A 14,380-nucleotide genomic window follows, 5' to 3' on the forward strand; every position below is an offset into this window, starting at 1 on the left:
TTAACTGAGAGACTATGAACATAAGTAACAAAATATTGAATTTAAATTGGGATTTAATCCATGCACAATTGTTAAAAAATGGATATTACTTGCATCAACAAATTTTATCTACAGATGAGTGTCAGCAATTTAAAGAATATTATCATAAAGATGAATTATATCGTTCAACCATCGTGATGGAAAGATATCAGTTTGGGAAAGGGATATATCGTTATTTTAAATATCCTCTGCCAGATACAATCCAAATGCTTAGGGAAGTGGTTTATACTCAGCTATTTAATACAGCAAATGAATGGAGTAAACGCACAAAATATGATTACTGTTACCCTGATACGTTAAAAAAATTTTTGGCGGATAATTCAATTGGGATGCAGACAAAATCTACTCCGCTAATTTTAAAATATAAACAAGGTGATTATACCTGTTTACATCAAGATATAGCGAGTTCAAATTTTTTCCCTTATCAAATTGTTTTCGGACTAGATCAGCAAGGTGTTGATTACGAGGGTGGGCATTTTATTTTAGTACAACAAAGACCTCGTATGCAAAGCATCCCTCATGTTATAACAATTCCAAAAGGTGGTTTTATTATTTTTTCTTCCAATTATCATGCAGAATTAGGAAACAAAGGTTTTTATCGCACTGTCTTTAAACATGGAGTTAGTGAAGTAACACAAGGTGATAGAATGACATTGGGGATACTATTTCATGACTATCAAGTCGAAAATTCATTACTATAAGTAATTTTCTAAATCTGGAATATTTGTTTTTGTGTACTGTGTAAAATCTTCTCTGCTTTTAAAGATAGTTCGCATTTTAAATTGTCCCTTATCAATATTTTTTTGGAAAAAATTAGCTGATAAATATTTAGGTACAATTTTTACTTCAGACTTATTAATAAATTTATGATCAATACGATATTCTTTATATCTAACGGAATGATTCATTAATATTTCATCTATAATATTTGCTAATTTATTTTCTTCAATATTTTTTAAGTCATCAGAAAATAAAACCCATCTATAAAAAGCTGAATTTTCTTCAACCGTAGGATAGACAAAAAAATGATCTAAATCACTTTTAACCTCATTCTTAAATTGTGTTATAGTTTCAATTATACTTATATATGAAACACGTTCTGCTGAAATATTAAGATATACCCCCTCTCTTCCTATGATTTGAATTCCTAAATAAGGTTCTATTTGTGTAATTTTTACAATATCTTTCATATTATATTGAATAAGACCGTTATAGTTAGAGATATTAATGATATATTCTCCCCCTAATTGTACTTCATCAACTGCTAATGGAGCTTTATTTGGGTGAGCTGGATCGCTAAAAGATATTAACGCATGTTTAAATAGTGGATAATAATCTTTAACATTGCTATTTATTGATGGTATTTGAACTGCTATAGGACATTCTGTAGCACAATAAACACCAAGAAAAAGAAGTTCTTTTCCAACAATTTGATTTAAAGCCTGCATATGATTTTCAACTGCAGTACCACCATAAATAATACAAGATAAATTAGGCCAAATGTCTTTTATGTTTTTATTTCCTGATTTTTTTATTAATTCATTTAATAAAAACAAAACTTGCGATGGAAGTCCAGAAATAATTTGAATATCCTTATCAATTGTTTCAGTAATTATATGTTGCAATTTTTCTTCATAATTATCTAGATTTATCGTTTTTTTACTAGGATAACGGTTACTTTTTTGAATGTTATGTGGTTCTTGCGCTAATAATCCACTAAGATAACCTACTGGAACTCCATTAATAAAACTTACTTCTGATTTAGCACTTAATGTTAAAGTTGCACTATTTAAATTTATACTCGGTAGGTTTTCTGAAAAAATAGACATAAACTCTAATTGAAAGTCTTTATATTCTTCTAACATTTTTTCACTATATGGGAAAATTTTGTGACTAGAACTAGTTGTTCCTGAAGTCATTAAGTAATATTCTGGCTTACCTTTGAACAGACAATTTTCTTCACCAGATATAATTTTATTTACATATTCTTCATAAAAACTATAGTCATTTGTGGGTATTTTTTTTACAAAATCATGATAGTAAACTATTTTATCTAAGTTTAAGTCTCTATAAATTTTTGAATCTTTTAAATAATGTTTTATACCTTCTAGTAATTTATTTTGAGCTTTTATAGGATTCTTTAATGATTCTAATATTTCTTTGTAATTTTCAGAAAAGTTTATAATTTTATTTGTTTTTGAAATTGTATCTAAATTTAAATTTTCCATAAATAATTTCCTTTTAATAAAAAAATTAAAATCTATTATATAGCCTTTAATTGGGACAAATTTGTTCAGCTAAAATTCAAATATTTAATATCATATATTTTTTTATTAGGCTATGAGGAGTTACTTAATGAGAATGAATTATTTTGCACTCAGATTTATTGAATTTTTTACAAACCTCTAAAGCTTTTGTAATTGCTTCTTCTTTTGAATATTGACTGGTGCTTTTTCCATAACTTCCTTTATCACCAACTGCAAAAGCTTTGTGAGGCGCGTCATCTAAATATTGCATAAAAACTTCTTTTCCTTTTGTACTTGAAAGATTTGGATATAAGTTTAAATTTTCTTGTTGTTTAGTAAGCATAATATTTTTTAATTTGTAGTTATTTTCTTGGAAAAATTTTTCTACTATTGGTTCCCAAATTTTCATACCTTGATTAAATAAAAAATGCCCATCTTCACCAAAAGGTGAAGTTATTATAAGTTTTGCATTTCCTCCATTTTTATTAAAAACCATTAATAATTCATTAGCTAAGTCAGGTGAAAAATATTGATCATTTTCAGCGTAAATCCAAAGCATAGGTATTGAAGAAGATTTTCCTAATTCTTTAAAAGCTGAAATTAAAGTATAATCTCCTCCACATATTTTTCTTGGCGCAAAGGAACCGCTTCCGCCTGCAAAACTTATTGCTAATTTAATTTGCACCATATTTGTTTCAAGAGGAAACGCTGTTAAGCCTACTACAGCTAAACCTCCCGTAGAAACACCAACCGCTATTGTATTGTTAGTATCAAATTGAGGAAGAGTAGATAAATATCCTAAAGCAGCTTGTAAATCATTTACAGCTTGTTTCGTTGTTACTAGGTAAGCAGGGCTCTGACACGAGAATTTGCTGTATTTTGCAATATTACCTCCTGAATGCCCAAAACCAGAGCGCATAACAACGGCAACTGAAAATCCTTTTTTTGCAAAAAACATTGCCTGCTTAAAAAATCCCATTGCGGTTCTTTTTGGTATTTCACTGTGATCGCGGGGTGTCCCGTGAGTTATTAGCACAACTGGGTGTTTGCCAGGTAAGTTTGGATAAATGAGAAGAGTTTCTAGGCCTTTTTCATTAGTATCTGGTGCAGGAATTTGTATTTGTTCCCAAATTATTTCTTCTGAATAAGCTTTCCCAAAAGTTATTATGCTTATTAACATAACTAAAAAAAATAGAGAGTAATGCAGTAAGTTCTTAAATTTTATACTCACCTGGTAGTGGAACATACTCTGTTTCTCCTGGTACTGTTCCCATTTGTTGAACTTTCCATTTTTCGGCAGCCTGATAAATTAATTCTTTTCTTGTTGCTACAAAATTCCACCATATATGTCTTTTTTCGGGATATGGTGTTCCTCCAAAGCAAGCAAGAATGGTTCCTTTGTTCACTTCAATTTGAATATCGTGTGGATCATTTAAAATAATAAGATCATTTGCCTGTAAATTTTGCATGTTTATTTTTGCTTGTCCATTTGTTACTAATATACCTAATTCTTTATATTGGAAGGAAAGTTTTTCAGTGCTATCATTTTTGCTTTCTATTATACAATATAAAGTATCAGTAAATGTTTTAACGGGAGACTGATATTGATTATATTTTCCAATTAATAAATTCATTTCCAAACTTTGATTTAAAAGAAATTTTGGCAGCTTGTCTTTTGTGTAATTAATAAATTCTGGTTCACATTCTTCTTGCTCTTTTGGCAAAGCTATCCAAATTTGGAGCATATGAATTTTTTTTGTTGAATCGCTTTGCTTATGTCTACTTTTTTCAGCATGCACAATTCCTTTTCCAGCAATCATTAAATTAATATCTCCAATATTAATTTGCTGTTTACTTCCTAAGCTATCTGTGTGAAAACCTTCACCAGATAAAAAATAAGTTACGGTCATTAATCCAATATGCGGATGTGGTAGAACATTAATTTCATTCTCTAATTTATATTCAATGGGACCCATGTGATCTATAAATACAAAGGGGCCTAATTGTCTTTTTTTTGCATTTGGTAAACATCTTGTAACGGTAATGTTTCCAATACTTTTCGGTACTGATGGAATAATTATGTCATTTGTCATATCTTTTGCCCTTGTTAAGTTCTTTGCACGATTTTTATACTAACAAATTTTTCTCGCAATAAAATTAAAAACTGAATATTTGCAATTATATATATTTTGAATTCACTTTTTTTCTGAAGTCAAGATTTTAACTTTTTGAAATTTTGTTTAAATTGAAAATTATTTCTGCTAAGAAAATTTTGGGCAAATTTTTAATTTGTGCTTGATGTTTATTAGAAGAATGGTGATGAGATGGTTCTGAGTAAAAAAAGTGATTCTAAACAGAAAGATAAAAAAGATAATTCCAAAATACAGCAGAAAGATAAAACAAGTCTTATCAATTTTAAATTTCCTCTTATTGAACTTATTCTTGACTATTTAAAAATAAATCAAATGGAAATAAAAGATTTTTGTAAAAAATTTAAAATTACTCAAAAGGAATTTTTAAGTTTAATAGATCCTGTATCTGATGTTCCTTTCTTACTTGTAGCAGATATAGTTGAAAAAATGGGATATGACTTACGTATAGAGCTTTAGTCTAGAAATTGTTTCTTTTTTGAAAATTAGATATTTTTTTAATATGTATTGTTATCTTTTTATTTCAGTATAATCGTGGAAAAATAAAAGGCATAATTTAAATTATAGTAAATTAAACAAAATATTTATACATAAGTAAATAAAACAAAGGTTATCGCTTTAGATAAATTATTTATATCTAAAAAAATAAAGTAAATCAAGGAAATTTTGATTGAACATTAAAAAAAAATATATTAAAAATAATTATTGGTTTGCTATTTCTTTTCTTTCTGAAGGGTTTTTTTAGCTTTTTTAGAAAGAGTTTATTCATTGCTCTTGCTATAGATTTTTTTATTATTATAAAAAATACAAAATAATATAAAATTTAATTCTATAATTTTGTGTTTTTTTAAAATTTAGATCTGTGAAAGGATTTGTAAATGACTCAGCCTGAAAATGAAACACTCGATACCGGTGCTTCTGGAAGAGAAGCTACAGAAAACTCTAACTCACTGGATTTACTGACAACTCTTTTTGATAACTCCGATCAACCAATCCCTCTGTTAAATGAAGAAAATGACCTTTCTGTAGCTCGAAGTTTAGTAACTGAGTACTTTGCCCTCGGAAAACAAGAAGGTGAAAATTTAAAAAAACTAATGGAATCTAGAGTTGGTTATAAATCTATGATAGCTGCAAGCTCTACATCCGGCGCTGCTGGAGGAGTTATTGCAAATTTTGTAAGTCCTTCTCAACTAGCCGCAACAGCAGGTGGAGCTATTGGAACAGCAGTTGCTGGACCAGTAGGCGGTGTTGCAGGTTACGCTATGGGGAATACCTTAGGTTCTTTACCGGGAGTCCAAACGACAGCGCATGCTTTAATGGGAGCAATGTCAGGGTTTTTGCTTGGGTCAGCAGTCTATATGCTGCAAGCAACCAGAACAAAATGGGTCAGTCTGAAAAAATTCCGAACTTTTATGGATTATGACCTGTTCAAATGGGAAAATCAGTGTTTTAGAACTCAATCTGTGCAAATTCAAGCTGGGGTAGAAATCCTAGCGCAATATTTAAAGGCAAAATATTCTGGAAAATTTGGGAATACAAAACTTCTCCTTATTAGCTGGAAAAATAGTGAGAATGGATTTTATTTAGCTAATGCCTATGTAAAAGTTCTTTTCATGTTACTTCTCTCTATTGATAAAATGCCTAGTTCTGTAATATTATCTATTTTAAATTATGTTGAAAAAGAATTAGAAAGTGAACAAATATCTGCAAAATTACCGAGTGACTTTAAAAAAGTTTATCAAAACTTTAAAGATAAAATTACTAAGTATGTAGAGAGTAGAGTTTATAGTGAAACTATTGTTGAAAATTTGGGAAGTATACTACTTTCTGGATCTTCTGCAATTACACCAATAATGCCATGGATATATTCAAGTTTACTTGGTACTGATCAAGAATTAAAATTTTATGACTCTGATGATTTTATTAAAAGAATTGAAAATGATTCTGTTAAATCGGTTTCATATCGTTTATGGTCTGATTTAAGTATTTTAAAAGTAAATGAAATTAAAGATTCAAAAGATTTAAGACTTGAAAGCCTTGAAAAGAAAATAGGTAAAATAACAACTTTAATTAACGAATTAAATAAAGTAAAATTAAATAGCAATGGTCTTGAAGAGATACCAAATGAAGATAGTGTTTTAAAAGTTGAAAAAAAAGTTAATAAACTATTTGAGTATGCACATGATTTTTTAAAGCATAACTTTAATAATAAAGATAAACAACTCGAAAAAATAATTACACTTACGCATCAATTAGTAAAATTGGAAGATCCTAAACAAAATTCTGTTAGCTTTGCACAAAACGTTTGGGATAAAATGTTTGAATGGTGGAATTCTCAACATAAAATTAATGAAAAAGCTTCAGAATCAAGTAGTAAGTTATACAATGGACTTATTAAAATAAATTCAGAGCAAAAAATATTAACTAAAGATGAATTTAAAAATGTTGTAAATCTATGTTTTTCAATTAAAAAAGAATTTGATAAAAATACTAAATTAAAAGAAAAATATTCGCAAGAATTTTCAAAAAGTGAGCAAAACAAAAAACGTGAATTTGTTTTTGCCAGAAAAATAGATAGTTTTTGTGAACTTGTTTTATATGTTGAGAGAGTTAGTACTTTCATGTTAAAAGATGATAAACTAGATAAATTTTCTGTTTACTCATTTTTTGGACTATGGAGTGTTTATAATATAGTTCTTAATAAATATTCAGTAGATATCCCAGAAGAAGTATTAAGATCTTTTCAAGATAAAAATCTTGCAAATAATTTTAATTCAGATGAAAAACTTAAAAGATACTTTTTGATACCTTATGAATCTTTTTCAAAATTTTTACTTCCAGGTTTTAAAAGAGATTACTTTAATAAAAATTCAACAGATTTCTTTAGATTATACTTATTTTATCTTTCCAATTTAATAAATTTAGTATCTGAAATTCAGTACCACACAGAAGCTCTTAAGTTTAGCAAACTCCTTATGGCTATGTATGGTGAAGAAGATACTTCAGTATTTTTTGCTATGGTACCTTTAAGTATATTAAAAGATAGAACAGAATTATTATTATCTATGATGAATGAGTTTTCAAATCACGTTGAAAGTTTAAATAAAAGCTATTTAGAAGAAAAAAACAATAGCTGGTCTAATATGGTAGGGCTATACGATTTCTTGTTTGGAAAAAATACTGGTTTTTATCAAAATTTCACGAAACGGTATACTGAATATAAGGATAGGGTTGTTATATTTAAAAGAAATATTGATTATTCATTATCATTGCTGGAACAAAAAAGTAGAGCTAAAAATGAAAGTAAGCCTATAAATGAAAGTCTAGCAAGAAATACAGATAAATTTTTTAAATATTCTCTTGATTTATTTTTAAAATATTTAAAAAGCGTAAATTCTAATACAAAAGACAAGAATTATTCAGAAAAGCTTGAATTACAAATAATGGACTTACAAGAACGGCATGAAAGTTTTATCTCAGATAAGGCTTTAATGCTTGGAGTTATTCCTACTTTTAAAGTTATTGGCTCTAATTCTACTGATCCAAGTAATGATCAAATTCATCCTTTTATAATGAGTTTTTTTAAACCCGATAAGTTTAAAATACCTTTTAAAACTTATGAAATAAGCAAAAAAGAAAATTCTGAAACTAGTCTTTCGCAAATTTTGAAAAACTTTTTGATTAGTGATGAAGCAAAAGAAATTTTAAATGAATGTATAGAAAAAGTTAGGGATAGTTCGTATTTTAAATCTTTTGGGTATAATTTTTATAAAAGAAATTCATTGTTTGATATTACAAGAAATGACTATATGTTTGAAAAAGCTGAAATTAGAATTAGTTCATTAGCATTATATTTTTCTAAATTTGAAAAAACTACAAACATTCAACTTTTAACCGATCCTCAAAGTAATACCGCACAAAATGAAAATTTAAAGTTACTTAAAGAAAGTGGACTAGCAGAGATAGATCTAGAAATAGATAACGCAGAAAATGAGTCAAAAAATCAAGCTTATTTGACTTATCTGGTCCTTTTTTCATTCGCTATGTATCCGGCAAATCATGAAACTATTTTAGAAAGCTTTTACTCAAGTAACAATTCTGAAAAAGAAAAATTAGCATATATTCAATCTGTTTGGGGATTATTTGGATTGTTTTTGGCATATATGTTTGATGGTACTAGGGAAAAATATCAAAAAATAAGTTCATATTATCAACAAGAAAAAGCGAATAGAAAAATAGAAGAAGTTCAGATAGCTTCTATAAAAGATAAAAGTTTATCGCAAGAAAAAAAGAAGTTTCTCCAAGAAAAAATTGATTATAAAAATCAAGTTGAATTTGAAAGAAAAGCTTTAGAACAATCACAAACCTCGACGTATGCAAAAATTTCATTAGGAATTCAAACGGAAATAAAACGGTTAGAAAATACTGAAAAAGGAAAATTACTAAAAACTGAGTTTGAAAAAATTGATCGTGAAAATTCAATCAACTTAATAAATAAATTGAGTAAGGTTTTAAATCAGCAAAGAAATTTCTTTTCCTTTGGTGCACCGCAATCCTATACAAATATTGTTGCTTTAGCCCAAAAAAATGGTATTTCTCAAATGGATTTAGCGAAGGAAGCTGCAAAAGAAAAAGTTTAATATACATGTGTATAGTTTTTGATTATCGCAATGATAATCAAAGACTATTTTAGAATTTTAATGAACTCTGCGATTCTATCTCTCAATAGAATTTACTTAAATTTTATTTAAGTTAAAATATTGAGGGATTTTTTATGGAAAATAAATTAGCGAATGAAATTTTAAATATTTTATTTCAATATCGAAGAATAATTCATCAGCAGCGAAATTGTCAACAAAACTGCACTAAATGCCTTTTCCCGCATTTTTCAAAAGTTTTGGCATTTATTAAAAAGAATGATCCAATCACATTTGTATTGCCAGCTTTTCCAGGTAAATCGCCTAATTTACATAAGGTTATTAGTCATTTACCAGATATGGGAGAGCAACTTGCATTAAATTTTTTAAATCAAATCTGTGAGCAAATTGCACAAATATATCCCCCAGGTGGGAAGATAAAAATTTGTTCTGATGGCCGTGTCTTTAGTGACCTTATTGGAATAAGTGAAAATGCTATTACTGAATACCAAAAAGCCATTATGCAGATAATTTCTGAAAGTAATTTAACGCATTTATCAACTTTTCATTTAGATGATATTTGTAGTGAAAATAATTTTGACAAATTGAGAGAAGATTTAATGTATCAATTTGGAGATACGTTAGAAAATTTGCGAGATAAAGTATTACGCGGTTCAAAATTATCAAGTCAACAAGAACACATTGATGCACATAGACTTTATTGCGGTATGACAAGATTTTTAGCCGAGGATGCTGCTTTTCCTGGACAGACCAAAAGTCGTAACCTTATTCAAAAAGAGAGTAGAGCAAAAGCCTATCATGTTATTTTACGTAGCAATGCTTGGAGTGAATTAATAGCTCAACGATTTCCAGAATCAGTAAGATTGTCTATCCATCCACAAAGTTGTGGTGCAAAAAAATTGGGAATTCGTCTAATCGGAGAAGAAAGTTGGGGAACTCCTTGGCATGGCGTGGTTGTGAAAATGAATGAGAAATTTTTCTTATTAAAACGGGTTGAGGCCGAAAATTTAGGCGCAAAATTAGTTTATTCACCATTAGGGATTCCTAGTTATTATGAGTTGAGGGCGCAAGAACAAAACTATCAATCACTTTCATATTCAGAGGCGTAAAATGAATTTTAAAAGTAAACAGCTAGAACCTTTTGGAGTGCTACTCGAGCCAACATATTTTAATCAATCTATTCATTCTCTTGATGTTGAAAACCTAAGGGAAATTTTTCACGCAAAACAATTTATTGTATTGCGTGGATTTAAGACCTTCATGAATGCCGATGATTTTGCGCTTTATTGTGAAAATTGGGGGAAAATTAGCCTTTGGCCTTATGGGAAGGTGCTTGAACTTATTGAACAAGAAAATCCAACGGATCATATCTTTCATCACAATTATGTTCCTTTACATTGGGATGGAATGTATCGTGAACAAATTCCCGAATATCAAATTTTTCATTGCGTTTCAGCTCCTCTTCAGCATCAAGGTGGACGAACAACGTTTTCAAATACTTTTTTAACTTTCCAAAATGCTACGCAGGATTTTATAAGTTTGTGTAATAAAGTAACTGGAATATATTTAAGAAAAACAGAATTTTATCACAGCAAGGTGATTTCACCAATTATAACAAAGCATCCCTATAAAAATTATAATGTAATTCGTTATAATGAAATACCTGCAAATGATTTTGGGCATTTTATTAACTATCCAGAATTGAAATTTGAAGGTTTAAAGAAAGAAATTGCTGACAATTTTCATCATTCTTTAAAAAAAGCTTTGTATTCTAAAAATAATTTTTATGCGCATGCTTGGGAAAAAAATGATATTGTAATTGCAGATAATCTTACACTTTTGCATGGTCGTGAAGCTTTTTTAGCAAAATCTCCAAGACATTTACAACGTGTGCATGTTTTGAGTGATCCTCCTGTCCAAAACGAAAATTTAGAGTCTTACAAATGAAAAAAATATACACAGATATCGCAATCGTTGGTGCTGGGCCAGTAGGGTTAATGTGCGCCTACTTAGCAAAATTATGCGGTATGAATTCAATTATTTTTGATAAATCAGCTGGTCCCTTAAAAGTAGGTAGAGCAGATGCATTAAATGCCAGAACTTTACAGCTTTTTGAGATTGTTAACTTATTTAATAGTGTTTATCCTCTTGGAAAAGTTTGTAATACAAGTTCTGTTTGGGAAAATGGTAAGTTTATTTCAAGACAATCAGCTTGGTGGGAAAGCATAGAAGGTTGTTTTCATAAACACTTTCTTATGGTAGGGCAATCTTTTATTGAACATATTTTAGATGAAAAGCTAAATGAATTAAATAATTCTGTAATAAGAAAAACTGAAGCTCTTGATATAAAGATATCTGAAAATTATTGTGAAACAAAATTGTCAACTGAAGAAACGGTCTATTCTAAATATGTCATAGGTGCCGATGGAGCGCATTCATTTGTTAGAAAAATATTTAATATCTCATTTGAAATAACCAAACCAAAGCTTACTTGGGCAGTATTAGACGCAGAGATATTAACAAATTTTCCAAAAGTTCCTGAAATTATTGTTTTTCAAAATGAAACTTCTGATGTTGCTTGGATTCCTCGAGAAGGTAACATAGATAGATTTTATATTAGAATGGATGAGGAAGAAATTACTCTTCCAAATGTTTTGAATAAAATAAAAAAAGCTATTACTCCTTATGAAATTGCATTAAATAATGTTAACTGGTTTTCTCAATTTTCTGTGAAAGAGTCTCTTGCAGAACAGTATTCAATTGCAAATAAAGTATTTTTAGTTGGAGATGCTGCTCATATTCATTCAGTAAATGGAGGACAAGGACTTAATACAGGAATTGCAGACGCGTTTAATTTAATATGGAAAATACATTCAGTTAGTAAACAAAACTCACCAATTGCTTTGCTTGATAGCTATGAACATGAAAGAAAACCAGTAGCCCTAAGTGTGATAGAAACTTCTGGAAAACTGGTTCGTTCAACGAAATTCTCAGAAAATAATACACATGCTATTGATTATGTAAAAATTGTTGAGAAACATGCCGGAAATATTACGGGTATGGGAATATATTATAAAAATAGTGATTGTGATATTTATCGACTGCATGATTTTTTTGTATATAAAAATAATCTGCAAAAAAGAATATATTCACTTCTTAAATACTCAAGTTTTACTTTATTAGTATTTTTAGAAAATAAAAAAGAGTTAAAAAATTTGTCATTAGGCGATGTCCAAGTTATTGAAATTTATTTTGAAGAAAATAAAAATGAATATTGGACAAAATTTATGAAATATAAGAATCAAGTTTTACTTGTTCGACCTGATTCTTATATCCAACAAATTTATTCTTTAAAAGAATTAGAAGTAATTTAAAGTATTGTATTCTAATTATGGTGCTAGACGGATAGCATTTTCTTTATCAATTTGTGTATAAAATAAGATTGGATAGTGATCACTATAGCTTGTATTTCCAGCTGTTGGAATAAAATACTTACTTGAATTTTCTCCATTTTGAAATAAATACAAGTGATCAAAGTATAACTTCTCTAAAAATTTATTTGTTGGGTCGGCTTTATATGAGTTAAAAATGTTTTCTAAGTAAGGCTGGTATTTTCTCAGACAAGCTTCTTGTAACTCAATAGGACTATTCAAAGTAGCAAAGACATATTGTTTCTTAACACTGTCATTACTAGTAATTTCTAACCATCTTCCATAGACAATGATGTGTCCTTTATAATATTGGTTTGGAATTTCTTTTTCTAATCTTGGTAGATCTTCTTCAGTTATAAATTCTGAATTTTCTAATTTAGGTACTTTATCAGCAGATAGTATTGAGCATCTTAAGTATGTAGAATTGGAAAAACTTGGTTCATTTGTATTTCCAAAATCACTTATTTTTAGAATAGGATTTTTTGCATCAACAGTTAGGATATTTAATGGGGTATGTGTAAAATGATAAAATGCATTTAGAACTGAAGGATAAGTTGAATATGCTGTGTACATGAAAGAAATTTGTGAAAGACCAGGGAGAACATATCCAGTTAAATAGCCATGAATTTGCATAGCTTTAATTATAGAGCCAGTGGCTGTTTTAAGGTCGAATTCGCCTTTGCCAGCATTAATTAAGTATGAATCCTTTAATATTGCATATCCTGATTGATAAAAACCTAAACTATCTAAATGCCAAAGCGGGTTATATTTTTTGGCAATAAAATTAGCCCCACTAGCAACAGTATTTAATCTATCTAACCATTTAATATAGTTAATGTAATTATAATTACTTGTCTGGCTTTTAATAGGATTTGCACTTACTGCAGTATTGAAGAATAAAATAAGAAATAATATCGCAAAAGTCTTAATTTTCATTGTATTGTCTTTCTTGTTAAATCACCATTAAAAACTATATAATAAGTAGACAAAAGCAATATTAAATATAAATTAAAAAAAATTATTATCAATATAAATATTTAAATTTCTTATATTTTATTTGAATTATCTTTATAAAATATAAGAAAAATATAAAATTTGTTTTCTTTAATTGTCTGATTTGGTAAATTCTATAAAATTCTATTTAGTTAATTCTTTTTCAATTTTATTAAATATTACTTTGTCTATTTTTTTATTGAAAACGATATATAAATTTATTTCTTTTATTGGATTTTTTAAAGAAGTTATTTTTTTGAATATTTCAGAGCTTTCATCTTGGTATTTTTTGATATGCTCTGAACCTAATATCATAAAATCAGCATCATTATTTAGAATAGAAAGTAAACAAGATTTAGCATCAAATTGTTTTTGTAATTTAATTTCTTCTTTTTTTATTTTAGCTTCAATAGATTCTTCAATATAGTATCCATTAGGTGAGCAAAAAACCAATCCATTAAAATCGTCTAGTGATTTTTTCTTTTTGTATTTAATATGAGTATAAATATATATTTTAGATGTAAGAATAGCTTTTTTTAGATATAATACTTCTTTGTTTCTTTCTTCAGTGTATGTATAAGGGAATGTGGCTGAATAAGAACCTTTTTTAACAAGCTCATACCCACGCGCCCATGGCATAAATTCTATTGTATATTTTATATTAAGTTTATTTAAAATTTGTTTTACTTTAGCGGTAAATGTACCACCATCAGGTAATTTTTCATCTGAATAAGGAGGGTAATCATTGCCAGTTACCAATTTAAGAGTTTCTTCGCCTTTTGCTGAAAAATTTATGCAAAGTAAAATAATTAAATATAAAAATTTCATATATTCCCTCATGGTATAATTACAATAAACTATTA

The 14,380-nt window shown here is 28.3% G+C and carries 11 protein-coding genes; 6 read left to right on the plus strand and 5 right to left on the minus strand.

The genetic code is table 11. The annotated features are described in order from the left end of the window. Positions 1–14 precede the first annotated feature (14 nt). Positions 15–740 (plus strand): 2OG-Fe(II) oxygenase, encoded by a 726-nt coding sequence (locus QEJ31_RS14455; RefSeq protein WP_280591200.1) that lies wholly within the window; start codon positions 15–17, stop codon positions 738–740. On the opposite strand, the gene QEJ31_RS14460 is transcribed toward QEJ31_RS14455, so the two are convergent. The 3 genes from QEJ31_RS14460 to QEJ31_RS14470 all read right to left on the minus strand — a co-directional run bounded on the left by QEJ31_RS14460 (position 735) and on the right by QEJ31_RS14470 (position 4,378). Beyond that, positions 735–2,267, minus strand: coding sequence for a GH3 auxin-responsive promoter family protein (locus tag QEJ31_RS14460; RefSeq protein ID WP_280591202.1), 1,533 nt, complete (start codon positions 2,265–2,267; stop codon positions 735–737). The two genes, QEJ31_RS14455 and QEJ31_RS14460, sit on opposite strands and share 6 nt — an antisense overlap. A gap of 124 nt (positions 2,268–2,391) precedes the next feature. Next, positions 2,392–3,531, minus strand: coding sequence for a hypothetical protein (locus tag QEJ31_RS14465; RefSeq protein WP_280591204.1), 1,140 nt, complete (start codon positions 3,529–3,531; stop codon positions 2,392–2,394). Then, positions 3,500–4,378, minus strand: a complete 879-nt coding sequence (locus QEJ31_RS14470) for a pirin family protein (protein ID WP_280591206.1) — start codon at positions 4,376–4,378, stop codon at positions 3,500–3,502. Before QEJ31_RS14470 ends, QEJ31_RS14465 begins: the two co-directional genes overlap by 32 nt. Before the next feature lie 231 nt (positions 4,379–4,609). Here QEJ31_RS14470 and QEJ31_RS14475 point away from each other — a divergent pair, with 231 nt between their 5' ends. From QEJ31_RS14475 to QEJ31_RS14495, 5 genes are all read left to right on the plus strand, one after another. Then, positions 4,610–4,894: a hypothetical protein gene (locus QEJ31_RS14475; RefSeq protein ID WP_280591209.1), complete on the plus strand. Its 285-nt coding sequence runs from the start codon at positions 4,610–4,612 to the stop codon at positions 4,892–4,894. A 419-nt stretch (positions 4,895–5,313) separates the two neighbouring features. Then, positions 5,314–9,075, plus strand: a complete 3,762-nt coding sequence (locus QEJ31_RS14480) for a hypothetical protein (protein WP_280591210.1) — start codon at positions 5,314–5,316, stop codon at positions 9,073–9,075. Positions 9,076–9,209: 134 nt separating this feature from the next. After that, complete coding sequence (locus QEJ31_RS14485; RefSeq protein ID WP_280591212.1) at positions 9,210–10,202, plus strand: isocyanide synthase family protein; 993 nt, start codon at positions 9,210–9,212, stop codon at positions 10,200–10,202. Between the two features lies 1 nt (position 10,203). Further along, positions 10,204–11,040 carry a TauD/TfdA family dioxygenase gene (locus QEJ31_RS14490; RefSeq protein ID WP_280591214.1) on the plus strand — a complete coding sequence of 279 codons (837 nt, stop codon included), beginning with the start codon at positions 10,204–10,206 and terminating at the stop codon, positions 11,038–11,040. Further along, positions 11,037–12,467 (plus strand): FAD-binding protein, encoded by a 1,431-nt coding sequence (locus QEJ31_RS14495; protein WP_280591217.1) that lies wholly within the window; start codon positions 11,037–11,039, stop codon positions 12,465–12,467. The genes QEJ31_RS14490 and QEJ31_RS14495 overlap by 4 nt, the downstream gene beginning before the upstream one ends. A gap of 15 nt (positions 12,468–12,482) precedes the next feature. Here QEJ31_RS14495 and QEJ31_RS14500 read toward each other — a convergent pair whose 3' ends face one another. Both QEJ31_RS14500 and QEJ31_RS14505 read right to left on the minus strand, forming a co-directional pair. Further along, complete coding sequence (locus tag QEJ31_RS14500) at positions 12,483–13,460, minus strand: hypothetical protein (RefSeq protein WP_280591219.1); 978 nt, start codon at positions 13,458–13,460, stop codon at positions 12,483–12,485. Positions 13,461–13,661: 201 nt separating this feature from the next. Continuing rightward, positions 13,662–14,345, minus strand: coding sequence for a transporter substrate-binding domain-containing protein (locus QEJ31_RS14505; RefSeq protein WP_280591220.1), 684 nt, complete (start codon positions 14,343–14,345; stop codon positions 13,662–13,664). Positions 14,346–14,380: the final 35 nt, after the last annotated feature.

It is taken from the genome of Pigmentibacter sp. JX0631 (genome assembly GCF_029873255.1).
Taxonomy (GTDB): Bacteria; Bdellovibrionota_B; Oligoflexia; order Silvanigrellales; family Silvanigrellaceae; genus Silvanigrella.